This is a genomic window from Rhodobacter flavimaris (genome assembly GCF_021378075.1).
In the GTDB taxonomy this organism is placed as follows: domain Bacteria; phylum Pseudomonadota; class Alphaproteobacteria; order Rhodobacterales; family Rhodobacteraceae; genus Rhodobacter; species Rhodobacter flavimaris.
Window position 1 is genome coordinate 65,310 of record NZ_JAJUOS010000013.1, and the last position, 15,891, is coordinate 81,200.

General features: G+C 63.4%; 18 protein-coding genes. 6 read left to right on the plus strand and 12 right to left on the minus strand.

Features of this window, described 5'->3' with window-relative positions; translation table 11 throughout:
• Positions 1–41: 41 nt before the first annotated feature.
• From LZA78_RS15180 to LZA78_RS15190, 3 genes are all read right to left on the minus strand, one after another.
• Complete coding sequence (locus LZA78_RS15180; RefSeq protein WP_233677767.1) at positions 42–821, minus strand: ABC transporter ATP-binding protein; 780 nt, start codon at positions 819–821, stop codon at positions 42–44.
• A gap of 69 nt (positions 822–890) precedes the next feature.
• Complete coding sequence (gene hydA / locus LZA78_RS15185) at positions 891–2,342, minus strand: dihydropyrimidinase (RefSeq protein ID WP_233677768.1); 1,452 nt, start codon at positions 2,340–2,342, stop codon at positions 891–893.
• 71 nt (positions 2,343–2,413) lie between these two features.
• On the minus strand, positions 2,414–3,664 hold the full coding sequence (locus tag LZA78_RS15190; protein ID WP_233677769.1) for a Zn-dependent hydrolase: 1,251 nt from the start codon (positions 3,662–3,664) through the stop codon (positions 2,414–2,416).
• Positions 3,665–3,794: 130 nt separating this feature from the next.
• On the opposite strand from LZA78_RS15190, the gene LZA78_RS15195 reads away from it, so the two are divergent.
• Complete coding sequence (locus LZA78_RS15195) at positions 3,795–4,463, plus strand: TetR/AcrR family transcriptional regulator (RefSeq protein WP_233677770.1); 669 nt, start codon at positions 3,795–3,797, stop codon at positions 4,461–4,463.
• A 188-nt stretch (positions 4,464–4,651) separates the two neighbouring features.
• Entirely contained in the window at positions 4,652–5,272 is a 621-nt protein-coding gene (locus tag LZA78_RS15200) for a TetR family transcriptional regulator C-terminal domain-containing protein (protein WP_233677771.1), read from the plus strand.
• Positions 5,273–5,293: 21 nt separating this feature from the next.
• Here the strand turns inward: LZA78_RS15200 and LZA78_RS15205 are convergent, their stop codons facing one another.
• From LZA78_RS15205 to LZA78_RS15215, 3 genes are read right to left on the minus strand one after another with little or no spacing between them, the layout of a single operon-like run.
• Positions 5,294–5,590, minus strand: coding sequence for a hypothetical protein (locus tag LZA78_RS15205; protein WP_233677772.1), 297 nt, complete (start codon positions 5,588–5,590; stop codon positions 5,294–5,296).
• A gap of 56 nt (positions 5,591–5,646) precedes the next feature.
• Positions 5,647–6,948 (minus strand): NAD-dependent dihydropyrimidine dehydrogenase subunit PreA, encoded by a 1,302-nt coding sequence (gene preA / locus LZA78_RS15210; protein ID WP_233677773.1) that lies wholly within the window; start codon positions 6,946–6,948, stop codon positions 5,647–5,649.
• A gap of 3 nt (positions 6,949–6,951) precedes the next feature.
• A complete protein-coding gene (locus LZA78_RS15215) occupies positions 6,952–8,289 on the minus strand; it encodes an NAD(P)-dependent oxidoreductase (protein ID WP_233677774.1) in 1,338 nt (445 codons plus the stop codon).
• A 23-nt stretch (positions 8,290–8,312) separates the two neighbouring features.
• On the opposite strand from LZA78_RS15215, the gene LZA78_RS15220 reads away from it, so the two are divergent.
• The 4 genes from LZA78_RS15220 (at position 8,313) to aat (ending at position 11,189) form a co-directional block, all read left to right on the plus strand.
• On the plus strand, positions 8,313–8,468 hold the full coding sequence (locus LZA78_RS15220) for a hypothetical protein (RefSeq protein ID WP_233677775.1): 156 nt from the start codon (positions 8,313–8,315) through the stop codon (positions 8,466–8,468).
• A 123-nt stretch (positions 8,469–8,591) separates the two neighbouring features.
• Positions 8,592–9,089 carry an acetyl-CoA carboxylase biotin carboxyl carrier protein gene (accB, locus tag LZA78_RS15225; protein WP_233677776.1) on the plus strand — a complete coding sequence of 166 codons (498 nt, stop codon included), beginning with the start codon at positions 8,592–8,594 and terminating at the stop codon, positions 9,087–9,089.
• Positions 9,090–9,098: 9 nt separating this feature from the next.
• Entirely contained in the window at positions 9,099–10,445 is a 1,347-nt protein-coding gene (gene accC, locus LZA78_RS15230) for an acetyl-CoA carboxylase biotin carboxylase subunit (protein ID WP_233677777.1), read from the plus strand.
• A gap of 105 nt (positions 10,446–10,550) precedes the next feature.
• On the plus strand, positions 10,551–11,189 hold the full coding sequence (aat, locus tag LZA78_RS15235; RefSeq protein WP_233677778.1) for a leucyl/phenylalanyl-tRNA--protein transferase: 639 nt from the start codon (positions 10,551–10,553) through the stop codon (positions 11,187–11,189).
• On the opposite strand, the gene LZA78_RS15240 is transcribed toward aat, so the two are convergent.
• The 6 genes from LZA78_RS15240 to LZA78_RS15265 all read right to left on the minus strand — a co-directional run bounded on the left by LZA78_RS15240 (position 11,153) and on the right by LZA78_RS15265 (position 15,861).
• Positions 11,153–11,521 carry a DUF2155 domain-containing protein gene (locus tag LZA78_RS15240; protein ID WP_233677779.1) on the minus strand — a complete coding sequence of 123 codons (369 nt, stop codon included), beginning with the start codon at positions 11,519–11,521 and terminating at the stop codon, positions 11,153–11,155. The genes aat and LZA78_RS15240 overlap by 37 nt on opposite strands.
• Positions 11,521–11,970, minus strand: coding sequence for an outer membrane lipid asymmetry maintenance protein MlaD (gene mlaD / locus LZA78_RS15245; RefSeq protein ID WP_233677780.1), 450 nt, complete (start codon positions 11,968–11,970; stop codon positions 11,521–11,523). The genes LZA78_RS15240 and mlaD overlap by 1 nt, the downstream gene beginning before the upstream one ends.
• A gap of 24 nt (positions 11,971–11,994) precedes the next feature.
• Complete coding sequence (locus LZA78_RS15250; protein ID WP_233677781.1) at positions 11,995–12,369, minus strand: NADH:ubiquinone oxidoreductase subunit NDUFA12; 375 nt, start codon at positions 12,367–12,369, stop codon at positions 11,995–11,997.
• Between the two features lie 123 nt (positions 12,370–12,492).
• Positions 12,493–13,758, minus strand: coding sequence for an ATP-dependent Clp protease ATP-binding subunit ClpX (gene clpX, locus LZA78_RS15255; RefSeq protein ID WP_233677782.1), 1,266 nt, complete (start codon positions 13,756–13,758; stop codon positions 12,493–12,495).
• Positions 13,759–13,874: 116 nt separating this feature from the next.
• Positions 13,875–14,504 (minus strand): ATP-dependent Clp protease proteolytic subunit, encoded by a 630-nt coding sequence (locus LZA78_RS15260; protein WP_218631002.1) that lies wholly within the window; start codon positions 14,502–14,504, stop codon positions 13,875–13,877.
• A 130-nt stretch (positions 14,505–14,634) separates the two neighbouring features.
• Positions 14,635–15,861, minus strand: a complete 1,227-nt coding sequence (locus LZA78_RS15265; protein ID WP_233677783.1) for a urate hydroxylase PuuD — start codon at positions 15,859–15,861, stop codon at positions 14,635–14,637.
• Between the last annotated feature and the right edge of the window lie 30 nt (positions 15,862–15,891).

Genomic DNA, 15,891 nt, shown 5'->3' on the forward strand with positions numbered 1-15,891 from the left:
CCCGGGTTCTGCACGGCCGGAGCATGGACATCATATGCGGCTTATTCGTCATAGGCGTGCCCCGCGCGCAAACCTTCGCGCACCCGATGCGCTATGGCCAGAAACTCGGCGCTGTCGCGGATCTCTAAGGGCCGCTCGTCGCGCGGCAGGGTGCTGTCGATGACATCGGTAATCCGGCCCGGGCGCGGCGACATGACCACGATCTTGGTGCTCAGATAGACCGCCTCGGGGATCGAGTGCGTCACGAAACCGATGGTTTTCTCGGTACGCTTCCACAGCTTCAGCAGCTCTTCGTTCAGCTTGTCGCGGACGATTTCATCTAGCGCGCCAAAGGGTTCGTCCATCAGCAGGATCTCGGCATCAAAGGCCAAGGCGCGCGCGATTGAGGCGCGCTGCTGCATGCCCCCCGAAAGCTGCCAGGGGAATTTCTTGCCGAACCCGCCGAGGTCCACGAGGTCGAGCACCTTTTCGACCCGCTGATCCATCTCGGCACGGGAATAGCCCATGATCTCCAGCGGCAGCTTGATGTTGCCCGCGATGGTGCGCCACGGATAAAGCCCCGCCGCCTGGAACACATAGCCATAGGAACGCGCCTTGCGCGCGTCATCTGGCGACATGCCATTCACCGTCAGGCTGCCCCCCGTCGGCGTCTCCAGCGCCGCGATACAGCGCAGGAAGGTGGTCTTGCCACAACCCGACGGCCCGATGAACGAGACAAACTCGCCCTTCTCGATAGCCAGATTGACATCCTTGAGCGCGTGGACCGGCCCGTCATTCGTCTGGAACGTCAGGTTCAGGTCCTTGGCTTCGATCACCGGCATGGGAATTGCGTCTCTCTTATCGTTCTGTCGTTGATCCTGAGGTCGGGGGCGGCTCCCCGCCCCCTTCGATTACACGCCCGACGCCGGAATGCCAGAGCGCGAGACCGGGCGCGGCGCGGTCAGCTCTTTCCAGGTCGAAAGCGCCCGGCCAACGGGCGTGCCTGGCTGACGGGCGACGAACTCGCCATGCCCCTCGCGGCCCTTGAAGGTGCCGTCCTCAACAGTCACCACCCCGCGCGAGAGCGTGTAGCGCGGCAGGCCGGTCACTTCCTTGCCCTCGAACACGTTGTAATCAATCGCGGATTGCTGGCTCGTGGCCGAGATCGTCTTGCTCTTCGCCGGATCCCAGACAACGAGGTCCGCGTCCGCGCCCACCAGAACCGCACCCTTCTTGGGATACATGTTCATAATCTTGGCGATATTGGTCGAGGTCACGGCTACAAACTCGTTCATCGTGATCCGGCCGGTGTTGACGCCTGTGCTCCACAGCATCGGCATCCGGTCCTCAAGCCCGCCGGTGCCGTTCGGGATCTTGGTGAAGTCGCCCACGCCGAAACGCTTTTGCTTGGTGGTAAAGGCACAGTGGTCGGTCGCCACGACGCTCAGACTGCCCGAGGCAAGCCCGGCCCACAGGCTGTCCTGATGCTGCTTGTTGCGGAAGGGCGGGCTCATGACGCGGCGCGCGGCATGGTCCCAGTCGGCGTTGAAATACTCGCTTTCGTCCAGCGTCAGGTGCTGGATCAGCGGCTCGCCATAGACGCGCTTGCCCTGCATCCGCGCCCGTCGGATCGCCTCATGCGCCTCCTCGCAAGAAGTATGCACGACGTAAAGCGGCACCCCCGCCATGTCGGCAATCATGATGGCGCGGTTGGTGGCCTCGCCCTCGACCGCGGGGGGGCGCGAATAGGCATGGGCCTCGGGGCCGACGTTGCCCTCGGCCAGAAGCTTCGCCGACATCTCGGCCACGATATCGCCGTTCTCGGCATGAACCAGCGGAATTGCCCCCAGCTCGGCGCAGCGCTTGAACGAGGCGAACAGCTCGTCGTCATTCACCATCAGCGCGCCCTTGTAGGCCATGAAATGCTTGAACGAGTTGATGCCGCGATCGACGACCTCTTTCATTTCGTTGAAAACCTGCTCGCTCCACCAAGTCACCGCCATGTGGAAGCTGTAATCGCAATGCGCGCGGGTCGATTTGTTGTCCCACATCTTCAGCGCATCCATCAGCCCCTGCCCGGGGCTCGGCAGCGCAAAGTCGATCACCATGGTCGTGCCACCCGCCAAAGCCGCGCGCGTGCCGCTTTCGAAATCGTCCGAGGAATAGGTGCCCATGAAGGGCATCTCAAGGTGGGTATGCGGGTCGATCCCGCCCGGCATCACATAGCACCCCGAGGCATCCAGAACCTCGCCGCCCTTCAGATCCTGCCCGATCTCGATGATCTGGCCGCCTTCGATCAGCACATCCGCCTTGTAGGTCAGATCGGCGGTGACGATGGTTCCGTTCTTGATCACAGTGGTCATGACAACTCTCCCATGGCCTTCAATGTGGCCCAAATATCCCGGGGGTCCGGGGGCGGCGCCCCCGGCCGCGCTCAGCCGACGATCTCGGCGGTTTCCAGAACCGCGTGCAACAGCACATCCGTGCCCGCCGCTGCCCATTCCGGGCTGATCTCCTCGGCCTCGTTATGGCTCAACCCGTCCACGCAGGGGCACATCACCATCGTCGCGGGTGCGACCTTGGCGGCCCAGCAGGCATCGTGCCCGGCACCCGAGATGATGTCGAGGTGGCTGTAGCCGAGCGTCTCGGCTGCCTTGCGCACGCGCCCCACCAGCTCGGGCGCGAAGGTCACCGGGTCGAAATGGCCGACCGGCTCGACGGCACAGCCCACGCCCAGGTCCTCGCAAATCACCGCCGCACGTTTCTCGATCTCGGCGCGCATTCCATCCAGCTTGGCCTGATCTGGGGAACGAATATCGACGGTGAATACCACCTTGCCCGGCAGCACGTTGCGCGAGTTCGGCGCGAATTTCACCTGCCCCACGCCGCCCACGGCATTGGGCTGGGCGGCCATCGCCACCTCTTGCACCATTTCGAAGATCCGCGCCATCGCCAGACCCGCATTCACCCGCATCGGCATGGGGGTGGAGCCAGTATGCGCCTCCTTGCCGGTCAGAGTGAACTCCAGCCACCACAGCCCCTGGCAATGGGTGACCACGCCAATGGTCTTTTCCTTGGCCTCAAGGATCGGCCCCTGTTCGATATGCAGCTCGAAATAGGCGTGCATCTTACGCGCGCCGACCTCTTCCTCGCCTTTCCAGCTAATCCGCTCCAACTCGGCGCCGAAACTTGCGCCCTCCAGATCCGTGCGGCCATATGCGTATTCGAGCGGGATTACCCCCGCGAACACTCCCGAGGCCAGCATCGCGGGCGCAAACCGTGCGCCTTCTTCGTTGGTCCAGTTCGTCACAACAATCGGATGCTTGGTCTTGATCCCCAGATCGTTGAGCGTGCGCACCACCTCCAACGCGCCCAGAACCCCCAGCACCCCGTCGTATTTCCCGCCCGTGGGCTGGGTATCGAGATGGCTGCCGACATAGACCGGCAGGGCATCGGGGTCTTCACCGGGGCGCGTCATGAACATCGTACCCATCTGGTCCACGCCCATGCTCAGTCCCGCATCCTCGCACCATTTCCGGAACAGCGCGCGCCCCGCGGCGTCATCGTCGGTCAAGGTCTGACGGTTGCAACCACCCGCAACGCCGGGGCCGATCTTGGCCATCTCCATCAGGCTGTCCCAAAGGCGCGCGGAATTGATGCGGAGGTTCTCTCCGGGTGCGGACATCGTTCATACTCCCTGTCGGCTGCGGGGCGATTTATGCCCTCTTGCGACGAATCTTTTTCTGACCGTATGGTCAGGTTCAGGGAGCCATGTTCTGACCATTCGGTCAATGGAAAATCCGGAGGGCGCGTGGATGGATGATGCAGTCGGGGGCGAGCGCCCAAAAATTAGGCGAAACACGTCTGCCACACGCGCGGCCACTCGCAAGGCCAATGAAGACGCGATCCTGAAGGCCGCCGAAACGGTCTTTGCCGAGGCCGGTTTTGGCGGCGCGACCATGCAGTTGATCGCCGATATGGCGGGCCTGCCCAAGGCCAACCTGCATTACTATTTCGCCACCAAGGAAGAGCTTTACCGCAAGGTGGTCGAGCGGATTTTCAAGATCTGGCTCAAGGCCGCCAACGCGATGGACGATGCCGCCGGCCCCGCCGAAGGGATCGGCGCCTATATCGACGCCAAGATGGAGATTTCGCGCAAATATCCCAATGGTTCCAAGGTCTGGGCCTCCGAGGTCATGCATGGAGCGCCGGTGATCCAGGACTATCTTGAAACCACGCTGCGCGAATGGACCGAGGGGCGCTGTGCCGTCATCCGGCGCTGGATCGCCGAGGGCAAGATGGCCCCGGTGGACCCCGCGCACCTGCTTTACATGCTCTGGGCAACGACCCAGCACTATGCCGATTTCGGCCACCAGATCGAGACGCTGAACGGCGGCCCGCTAAGCAACGCCGACTGGGCCGCTGCCAAAACGAGCGTCAAGGCGATCATTCTGCGCGGCATCGGCGTTCCGCCCCCGAACTGATCACGACTCCGCGCTGCCGCCCCTGAAATAGGGGCCGCGCGGGCATTGGGGCGACGTAACGTAAGCCTGATACCGCAAACTGTGCAAAAAGAACAACGACCTTGGGCAGAATGCCCAGAAAACGGCGGTCTCGCGTTGAATCGCTAAATTTGCTAGGCTATAGGCGGCCCGGAACAGGGGGCTCCGCATTGACAGACACTTCGCCGCAGCGACCGCAGACGCGCATCCAGCGCCGCAACACCGAAGCGATCCTCGAAGCCGCGCTCGAGGTCTTTTCGGCGCAGGGCTTTCGTGGCGCCACGCTTGACCAGATCGCGCAGGCCGCCGGGCTGTCGAAACCCAATCTGCTCTATTACTTCCCCTCGAAAGAGGCGATCCATATCGAGCTGCTGAGCGGGCTGATGGATATCTGGCTCGCGCCACTGCGCGCGCTGGACCCTGACGGCGACCCCAAGGCCGAAATCATGGGCTACATGCGCCGCAAGCTCGAGATGAGCCGCGAAATGCCGCGCGAAAGCCGTCTGTTCGCCAACGAGATCCTGCAAGGCGCGCCGCGCTTCATCGAGGGGATCGAGGGCGACCTCAAAGCGCTGGTCGACGAAAAGGCGGGCGTCATCCGCGCCTGGATCGAGGCGGGCAAGCTGGCCCCGGTCGATCCTTATCACCTGATCTTCTCGATCTGGGCACTGACCCAGCATTACGCGGATTTCGACGTGCAAGTGCGCGCGATCCTCGGCCCCGGGCATGACCCCTTCGCGGAAGCGGGGAATTTCCTTGATATGCTGTTCGAGCGGCTTCTGGCGCCCTGAGCCACGCCCCCGCCTGTGCACTCAGCCCTTGGGATTGGTGCGCTCTGCCCATGCGCGATAGCGATGGATCAGTTCGGATTCGAAGATCTTGAAGATCATCCAACCGCCAAGCGAGACCGCGCCGAACAGAACGATCTCGGCCAGCTGTAAAAGCGCGCCGTCCTGAACGGCGATCAGCCCTGCGCGCCCGATCAGGTCGAAATTCGCCATCGCCATCGTGAAAAGATTGAACGAGGCGAAGGAAAGCAAAGTGGCCGCGCCACCTGCCCCGGCGAAGAGCAAAGCGACCGGCCACCGCGTGATGTTCAGTATCTGCATGGCAAGCGCCCCTCCCCCGGCAGGATGCCGCGCGGCCAGAAGAGGGGCAAGCCGAACTATTCCGCGGCCGGTGCGGCCATCGGGTTGTTGGGATGCGTCGTCCAGTTCGCATAGGGCGAAACCGGGCGCCCGGTGCGCGGATCGACCTCGCCCATCGGCAGCTTGCGCATCGTGATGCAATCGACCGGGCAGACATCGACGCAGAGGTTGCAGGCCACGCACTCGTCATCCTTCACCGAATAGACCCGATCTTCATCGACCGCGATCGCCTGGTGCGAGGTGTCCTCGCAAGCCGCATAGCAGCGGCCGCATTTGATGCAGTCGTCCTGGTTGATCTCGGCCTTGGTGACGTAATTAAGGTTGAGATACTGCCAGTCGGTAACCTTGGGCACCGCGCGCCCGACGATCTCGGCGGTCGAGGCAAAGCCCTTTTGGTCCATGTAGTCCGACAGGCCCGAGATCATCTCTTGCACGACCTTGAAGCCATAGGTCATCGCCGCAGTGCAGACCTGCACGTTGCCCGCGCCAAGCGCCATGAACTCGGCCGCGTCGCGCCAGGTGGTGACCCCGCCGATGCCCGAGATCGGTATGCCTGCGGTTTCAGCCGAACGCGCGATCTCGGCCACCATGTTCAGCGCGATGGGTTTCACCGCCGGGCCGCAATAGCCGCCATGGGTGCCCTTGCCGTCGATCATCGGCTCGGGGCAGAACTCATCAAGGTTGACCGAGGTGATCGAGTTGATCGTGTTGATCAGGCTGACCGCATCGGCGCCCCCGCGCTTGGCGGCCTCGGCCGGTTTACGGATGTCGGTGATATTGGGCGTGAGCTTCACGATGCAGGGCATACGCGAGTGCTGTTTGACCCAGCGGGTCACCATCTCGATATATTCCGGCACCTGCCCCACGGCCGAGCCCATGCCCCGCTCGGCCATGCCATGCGGGCAGCCGAAGTTCAGCTCGACGCCGTCAGCCTCGGTTTCCTCGACACGCTTGAGGATCGCCTTCCAGCTTTCCTCGTCGCAGGGCACCATCAGGCTGACGATCAGCGCGCGGTCCTTGTAGTCGCGCTTGACCGATTTGATCTCTTGCAGGTTTACCTCAAGCGGGCGGTCCGTGATCAGTTCGATGTTGTTGATGCCAAGTACCCGGCGGTCGGCGCCATGGATCACGCCATAGCGCGGCCCGGAAACGTTGACGACGGGCGGCCCCTCGGAGCCGAGCGTTTTCCACACGACGCCGCCCCAACCGGCCTCAAAGGCGCGGCGGACGTTGTATTCCTTGTCGGTGGGCGGCGCCGAGGCCAGCCAGAACGGGTTCGGAGATTTGATGCCGATGAATTCGGAACGCAGGTCAGCCATGGATCAGGCCCCCATCAGGTATTGGTGAATGTCTTCGGCGGCATCGCGGCCCTCGGCCACGGCCGTCACGGTCAGATCGTCGCCGCCGACGGCGCAATCGCCCCCGGCCCAGACCTTAGCGACCGAGGTGCGGCCCGCCCCGTCCACGGCAATCTTGCCGCCAGCGGTTTTGACCCCCTCGGGCAGCGGCCCAAGTGCCTGACCGATCGCGGTAAAGACCTGATCGGCCTTGAGGCGGAAGGTGTCATCAAGCTTGCGCAGCCCCGCGCTGGTCATCTCGGTGCGGGCAAATTCGACCTCAAGCCCGTCCGCAACCTTGTGGATCGCCACCGGTGCCGCGTAGGTCATGATGCGCACGCCGCTGGTGGCCGCGTGTTCCTGCTCATGCGCCGAGGCGGGCATTTCGGCCTGGCTGCGGCGGTAGACGATGGTCGAGGTCTCGGCCCCCAGCAGTTTCGACTGCACGGCAGCATCGACGGCGGTCATGCCGCCGCCGATCACCACCACCTTGCGCCCGATCGGCAGGGTGGCGAGGTCGGCAGATTGACGCAATTCGGCGATGAATTCGGTGGCCGGGGTGGCCAGCTCCTCACCCGGAAGGCGCAGCGCGTTGACGCCCGCAAGGCCCATGCCCAGGAAGACCGCGTCATATTCGGCCAGCAGATCCTCAAGCGTGCCATCGCCCGCGCGGCCAAGCGCCCAGTTCTGCACCACCGTGATGCCGCCGATCTGCATGAGCCAATCGACCTCGGCCTGAGCAAAGCGGCCCGGCGCCTTATACGAGGCAATGCCGTATTCATTCAGCCCGCCCTGCTTGGCGCGCGCATCATAAAGCGTGACCGAATGGCCCTTCCTCGCCAGACGGTGCGCGGCGGACAATCCCGCAGGCCCAGCCCCGACGACCGCCACGCGCTTGCCGGTCTCGGCCGCGCGAGCAAAGGGGTGGGCGCCCTTTTCCATCAGCGTATCGGTAGCGAAACGCTGCAAAAGGCCGATCTCCACCGGCTTGCCCTCGGCGGTTTCGCGCACGCAAGAGCCCTCGCAGAGGTTCTCGGTCGGGCAGACGCGGGCGCACATGCCGCCCAGAATGTTTTGCGACAGGATCGTTTTCGCCGCCGCGTCGGGCGTGCCCGTGGCGATCTGGCGGATGAACAGCGGAATGTCGATCGAGGTCGGGCAGGCGGTGACGCAGGGCGCGTCATGGCAGAAATAACAGCGATCCGCCGCAACACGCGCCTCATGCGCGTTCAGCGGCGGCGCGACATCCGCGAAGTTCTCGCAATATTGTTCCGGCGAAAGCCGCCCCGGCACGACACCGGGTGTAAGCTGGCTTGTGGTCACGTCGGACCTCCCTGGCTGGCGTTATGTTTTTTTCCACGCTGCCACAGGCACAAATTTTATCAAGTGGTAAAATTCAGAAAATCGCTTTCCGGGCGACATCGCCGATTTTCAGGCAGCAAGCCCCGCAAAACGGCGCTTTTTTGGGCACCATCTCCGGCCCGGCCCGCGACAAAGGATGACGCCGGGGCAGTCGTTGACGCTTTCCTCCCTCGTTCTGCTGGCGTATAACCCCCCCATATCAAGGCGCGGCCCGCATCTCAAAAGGGCCGACAAGAGAACCGACACCACCCTTCGAGGACGGCATGAGTAAACATTCCCATGAAAACGACGTGGCATTCATTCAGGCGCTGGCAGAGCTTCTGAACAAGAATGAGCTGACGGAGCTTTCCGTCGTGCGCGAGTATGGCGAGGATGACAGCCTTGAGGTGCGCGTGGTCAAGCAGGCGACCGTCGTTGCCGCCCCCGCCCCGGTCTATGCCGCCGCGCCGATGGCCGCTCCGGCTGCGGCAGCCGCGCCCGCCGCAGCCGCCCCTGTCGCCGCCACCGAGGCTGACCCGGCCGCCCACCCCGGCGCCGTGACCTCGCCGATGGTTGGCACCGTTTACCTGTCGCCCGAGCCCGGCGCCTCGGCCTTCGTCAAGGTCGGCGATGCTGTCAAGGAAGGCCAGACGCTGCTGATCGTCGAAGCGATGAAGACGATGAACCACATCCCCGCACCGAAATCCGGCACCGTGAAGCGCATCCTCATTGATGACGCGGCGCCCGTCGAGTTCGGCACTCCGCTGATGATCGTCGAGTAAGGGGGCCCCATGTTCGACAAGATCCTGATCGCCAACCGCGGCGAGATCGCGCTGCGCGTGATCCGCGCCTGCCGCGAGATGGGGATCGCTTCGGTCGCGGTGCACTCCACCGCCGACAGCGACGCGATGCATGTGCGCATGGCGGACGAAAGCGTCTGCATCGGCCCGAACTCCTCGGCCGAAAGCTACCTGTCGATCCCCGCGCTGGTCGCCGCCTGCGAGATCACCGGCGCGCAGGCGATTCACCCCGGCTATGGCTTCCTCTCCGAGAACGCGACCTTCGTTCAGGTGCTCGAAGACCACGGCATCACCTTCATCGGTCCCTCGGCGGCGCATATCCGCATCATGGGCGATAAGATCACCGCCAAGGAGACCGCCAAGAACCTCGGGATTCCGGTGGTTCCGGGCTCGGACGGCGGTGTGCCGGATTACGAGACCGCCAAGCGCGTCGCGGCCGAGATCGGTTATCCGGTCATCATCAAGGCTACCGCCGGCGGCGGTGGTCGCGGCATGAAGGTCGCGCAGAACGAAGAGGCGCTGGAAATCGCCTTCCGCACCGCGCGCTCCGAGGCCAAGGCCGCCTTCGGAAATGACGAGGTTTACATGGAGAAATATCTCCAGAAGCCGCGTCACATCGAGGTTCAGGTTTTCGGCGACGGCAAGGGCCGCGCCGTGCACCTGGGGGAGCGCGACTGCTCGCTCCAGCGCCGTCACCAGAAGGTCTTCGAAGAGGCCCCCGGCCCCTGCATCACCCCCGAACAGCGCGCCCGGATCGGTGGCATCTGCGCCGACGCCATGGCCGAGCTGCAATACTCGGGCGCGGGCACGATCGAGTTCCTGTTCGAGGATGGCGAGTTCTACTTCATCGAGATGAACACCCGCCTTCAGGTGGAACACCCGGTGACCGAGGCGATCTTCAGCGTCGATCTGGTGCGCGAACAGATCCGCGTGGCCGCAGGCCTGCCGATGGAATTCCGCCAGGAAGACCTGACGATCCGCGGCGCCGCGATCGAGGTGCGCATCAACGCCGAGAAGCTGCCGAACTTCAGCCCCTGCCCCGGCAAGATCACCCAGTATCACGCCCCCGGCGGGCTGGGTGTGCGGATGGATTCGGCGCTTTATGACGGCTACAAGATCCCGCCCTATTACGACAGCCTGATCGGCAAGCTGATCGTGCATGGCCGCGACCGGGACGAGGCGCTGGCCCGACTCAGCCGCGCCCTGGGCGAGCTGATCGTGGACGGCGTCGATACCACCGTGCCGCTGTTCAACGCACTGCTGGCCGAGCCCGACATCCAGAAGGGCGACTACTCGATCCACTGGCTCGAGAAGTGGCTGGCAAAGACCTTCGGCTGAACCCGATACGCCCCCGGAAGGGGGCGTTTTCATTTGCAGCAATCGGTTTGAATGCCGGGCGGAATCGGACCATGCTTGCCGCACGGGACGATCTCGGGGACGGGCATGGCACAGAAGCTGACAGCGCGGATGCTGCTATCGGGATATGCCCAAGGCATCTTCCCGATGGCTGAAAGCCGCGACGCTCCCGAGCTACACTGGTTCGACCCACAGCGGCGCGGCATTTTCGATCTGCAAAATTTCTACATTTCGCGCTCCCTTGCGCGCGCAATCCGGCGCGAGACTTTCACTATTCGAACCGACACAGCCTTTCGCGCCGTTGTTGAGGGCTGCGCCGCCCGCCCCGAGACCTGGATCAACGGACCGCTCTTCGATCTTTATGACGAGCTCTTCGCCGCTGGCTTTGCCCATAGCGTCGAGACTTGGCGGGATGGGCAGTTGGTGGGAGGGGTTTATGGCATTACCCTTGGCGGGGCCTTCTTTGGCGAAAGCATGTTCTCGCGCGCGACCAATGCCTCAAAAGTCGCGCTGGCCTATACGGTGGATCGGCTCCGCGTCGCGGGCTTCACGCTGTTCGACACGCAATACCTGACGCCGCATCTGGCAAGCTTGGGTGCGACGGAAATCCCGCGCGCGGAATATCGCAAACGGCTGGAGGCGGGGCTGGAGATCGACGCGGATTTTACCGCCCCTGCGATCCCCGACCCTCACTCAATCTTGCAGCGGATGACCCAGACGTCATAACGCTGATGGTCCAGCGCCGAAAGCGCCGGACTGTCGGCGATCATCCAGCCGGCGAAGGCGGGCGTAGCCGCGCCTTTGTCATTGACCACAAGGTAGGCATAGGCGTTCGACGACGGATCTTCCGCCGGATATCGGCACTCGCGTAGCGTCACGCTGATCGAGCCGAACTCAGCCGTCTGACCCCCCGACAGGATGATATCCGAGGACGTCCCCGCCACCTTGTCGAGGCCACGCAAAATCGCGCCCGGCGCCTCGGTCAGCCCCTCGGGCGTGTCCTGCGCCATCGCGGCCCCGGTGCCCAGCACCAGCGCCAGCATCGCCAACCGGATCATTACTGCCCTTCCTGCGAGCTGCCGCCCGCGAATTTCATCATCAGGGCGAGCACGGAAACCGCGCCCTGGGTATCGAGGATCTCGTCGCCCGCCGCCAGCGTCTCAAGGCTGCCACCCGGGACCAGCTCGACGAACGAGCCGCCCATCAACCCCTCTGAGGATACCAGCGCCGCCGAATCGTCGGGCAGCTGGATGTCGTCGCGCAGCGCGAGCGTGGTGTCAGCAAAGAAGGTCTGCGGGTCGAGCTTGATCTCGGTCACGCTGCCGACCTTCACGCCCGCCATGCGCACGTCGGTGCCGACAACGATTCCCTCGACCGAGCGGAATGAGGCATGCAGCGGATAGGTACCCGCGCTCGGCCGGGAATCACGACCGGCCCAGACCATAAAGCCCACAGCGACGGCCAGAACGACCGCCCCTGCAAACACCTCTACGCGATTTTCACTCATGCCGCCCTCCTTGAAGGGGCAGCCTCACTCCGGCTGCCAGGCCTCGTAATCGCGACGCTCGATCAGCGACGCACGACGGATCGAACCGGCGGGAACATATGCATCGGCCAAGCCGGTGCGGTTGTCCTTGTGCGGCAGTTCCCAGGATTTGTGCTGCAGCGGCTGCTTGGTCGGCGGCTCGGAATAGGTGAAGTGCATCCAGCCATGCCAGTCGGGCGAAATGCGGCTTGCCTCGACCTCGCCGTTGTAGATCACCCAGCGGCGCTTGCCATCTTGGGTCTGGTAATAGACGTTGCCCTGCTCATCCTCGCCGACCTTCACGCCCTTGCGCGCGGTAAAGATCTGGGTGCCGAGGGTCTGGCCGTTCCACCAGGTCAGAAGGCGAAGCAGGAATTTCATGTCTATCCTCCGCAGAGCTTGCTTGGCCCCTTATAGCGCAGGGCGCGGCAAGGTCCAGTGATTTGGGCGCAATTTGCAGGCCCCGGAAAGCAAAACGGCGGGCCTTGGCCCGCCGTCTTCGCCTTAACCGGCAGTCTTGGGTTCTTTCTTGGCATCCGCGTAGATCAGAAGCGGCTTGGCCTCGGATTTCTCCACGGCCTCCTCGTTCACCACGACCTCCTGAACGCCATCGAGTCCAGGCAGTTCGAACATCGTGTCGAGCAGGATATCCTCCATGATAGAGCGCAGGCCGCGCGCACCGGTCTTGCGCTTGATCGCGCGCTTGGCGATGGCGCTGAGCGCATCCGGCGTGAAGGTCAGCTTGACGCCTTCGATGTCGAACAGGCGCTGATATTGCTTGACCAAGGCGTTCTTCGGCTCGGTCAGGATGGTGATCAGCGCCGCCTCGTCGAGGTCTTCCAGCGTGGCGATCACCGGCAGACGGCCGACGAATTCGGGGATCAGGCCGAATTTCAGCAGATCTTCCGGCTCAAGCTCTTTGAACAGCTCGCCCGCGCCGCGTGCATCGGGGTCTTTGACCTCGGCGCCAAAGCCGATGGCCGAGCCCTTGCCGCGCTGCGCGATGATCCGATCGAGACCGGCAAAGGCGCCGCCGCAGATGAAAAGGATGTTCGTGGTATCCACCTGCAGGAATTCCTGCTGCGGATGCTTGCGCCCGCCCTGCGGCGGAACCGAAGCCACGGTGCCTTCCATGATCTTCAAGAGCGCCTGCTGCACACCCTCGCCCGACACATCGCGCGTGATCGAGGGGTTGTCGGACTTGCGGGTAATCTTGTCGACCTCGTCGATATAGACGATGCCGCGCTGCGCGCGCTCGACGTTGTATTCCGACGCCTGCAACAGCTTGAGGATGATGTTCTCGACATCCTCACCGACGTAGCCGGCCTCGGTCAGGGTGGTCGCATCGGCCATGGTGAAGGGCACATCAAGGATGCGCGCCAGCGTCTGCGCCAGCAGCGTCTTGCCGCAGCCCGTCGGGCCGATCAGCAAGATGTTCGACTTCGCCAGCTCGATATCGGTCTTGGCGCTGTGATTGAGCCGCTTGTAGTGGTTATGCACGGCGACCGAGAGGACGCGCTTCGCGTGTTCCTGCCCGATCACGTAATCGTCCAGAACCTTGCAGATGTCGCGCGGGGTGGGAACGCCGTCGGTGGCCTTGAGGCCACCGGTCTTCGTTTCCTCGCGGATGATATCCATGCACAGCTCGACGCATTCGTCGCAGATGAACACGGTCGGGCCCGCAATCAGCTTGCGCACCTCGTGCTGGCTCTTGCCGCAGAACGAGCAGTAGAGCGTGTTCTTGCTGTCTGAGCCGTTGTTGTTAGCCATCGTCGTCCTCTGCGCTGTCCCGGACTGCTCCGGGGCCTTTGAAGGGCTGTCTTTCCAAAAGTCTAGGGCAGCCCCCCGTCCATCACAATGTCAAAATTCTGTCGCGAGCGACCGGATCACTTGGCCTCTTCGACCTTGCCGCGGCTGTCGAGGATCTCGTCGATCAGGCCCCAGTTCTTGGCCTCTTCGGCGGACATGAAGTTGTCGCGCTCCAGCGCGGCCTCGACCTTGTCGTATTCGTTGCCGGTGTGCTTGACGTAGATCTCGTTCAGGCGCCGCTTGAGCTTTTGCGTCTCCTGCGCGTGGATCATGATATCGGTCGCCTGACCCTGATAGCCGCCTGAGGGCTGGTGGACCATCACGCGCGAGTTCGGCAGCGAGAAGCGCATGCCCTTTTCGCCCGCAGTCAGCAGCAGCGAGCCCATCGAGGCCGCCTGACCGATCACCAGCGTCGAGACCTTCGGGCGAATGTATTGCATCGTGTCGTAGATCGACAGGCCCGAGGTCACCACACCGCCGGGCGAGTTGATATACATCGCGATTTCCTTCGAGGGGTTCTCGGCCTCAAGGAACAGAAGCTGCGCGCAGATCAGTGTCGACATGCCGTCATGCACCGGACCCGCGAGGAAGATAATCCGCTCCTTGAGCAGGCGCGAATAGATGTCATAGGCACGCTCGCCGCGCGAGGTCTGCTCGACCACCATCGGTACCAGCGTGTTCATGTAGAGGTCCATCGGGTCTTTCATTGGCCTGCCCTTCCCTGCGTATCTCGCGAAACGATTATTCGAAGTCCTTTACCGGAGTCTTAGTGTCGCGGGCAGGCCCCTGCAAGGCCACCTCGGCAAATGTTCGGGGCCCCGCGCCGTGCGCGCCGTGTCAGCCCCTGGTCGCCGCGCGATACCACTCTCGGATCTGCGCGCGTTCGGCGGGTTCCATGAAGCTGAGATTAGCGGGCGGCATCGCATGGGTCAGCCCAGATTGCACATAGATCTGATGCGCGGCATTGGCGATCTGCGCGGGGGTTTCCAGATGCACGGCCTTGGGCGCGCGTCCGATCCCGTCAAAGCCCGGCTCGGACGCATGGCACATCGAACAGCGGCCCATCACGATATCCGTCACCGCCTCGAACCCCGGCGCCTCGGCAAAGCGTTGCGCGGCGGGCGGCAGGGCGGCTTCGTCCATCTCTTCCTGCGCGCCGGTCAGGCTGGAAAGCCACACGACCAGCGCGAACAGAACGGCGGTCACGCCCCAGGTCCACCAGGGCGTGCCCTTATGCGCATGATGAGTGTTGAAGAAATGCCGGATCGTCACGCCCATCAGGAAGACAAGCGAAGCGATCAGCCAGTTCCACTCGCTCGCGAAGGCCAGCGGATAGTGGTTCGACAGCATCAGGAACAGCACCGGCAGCGTCAGGTAGTTGTTATGGGTCGAGCGCTGCTTGGCGATCTTGCCGTATTTCGGATCGGGCGCGCGGCCTGCCATCAGGTCCGCGACCACGATTTTCTGATTCGGGATGATGATGAAAAAGACGTTGGCCGACATGATCGTGGCGGTGAAGGCGCCCAGATGCAGCAGCGCCGCCCGCCCCGAGAAAACCTGCGTATAGCCCCAGGCCATCGCCACGAGGACGACGTAGAGGAACAGCATCAGCCGGGTATTGTCGTCACCGAAACGCGACTTGCAGATCAGGTCATATGCGATCCAACCAATCGTCAGCGAGCCAAGCGAGATCGCAATCGCCGCCCAGACCGGCAGGTCCGCCACGCTCGGGTCGATCAGATAGAACTGCGCACCCGCCCAATAGACAAGCACCAGCATGGCAAAGCCCGACACCCAGGTCATGTAGCTTTCCCATTTGAACCAGGTCAGGTCGGCTGGCATCCGCTCGGGCGCGACCAGGTATTTCTGGATATGGTAGAAGCCCCCGCCATGCACTTGCCAGGCGGCCCCGTGGACGCCCTGCGGCGCGCCGTCCTCGGGGCGCAGGCCCAGATCGAGCGCGATGAAATAGAAGGACGAGCCGATCCAGGCGATCGCCGTGATCACATGAAGCCAGCGCACGGCGAACTGCGCCCATTCCAAGAAAAAGGTATAATCGAGCATCGGACCCTCGTTTTTCGTGCAGCTTCCGCC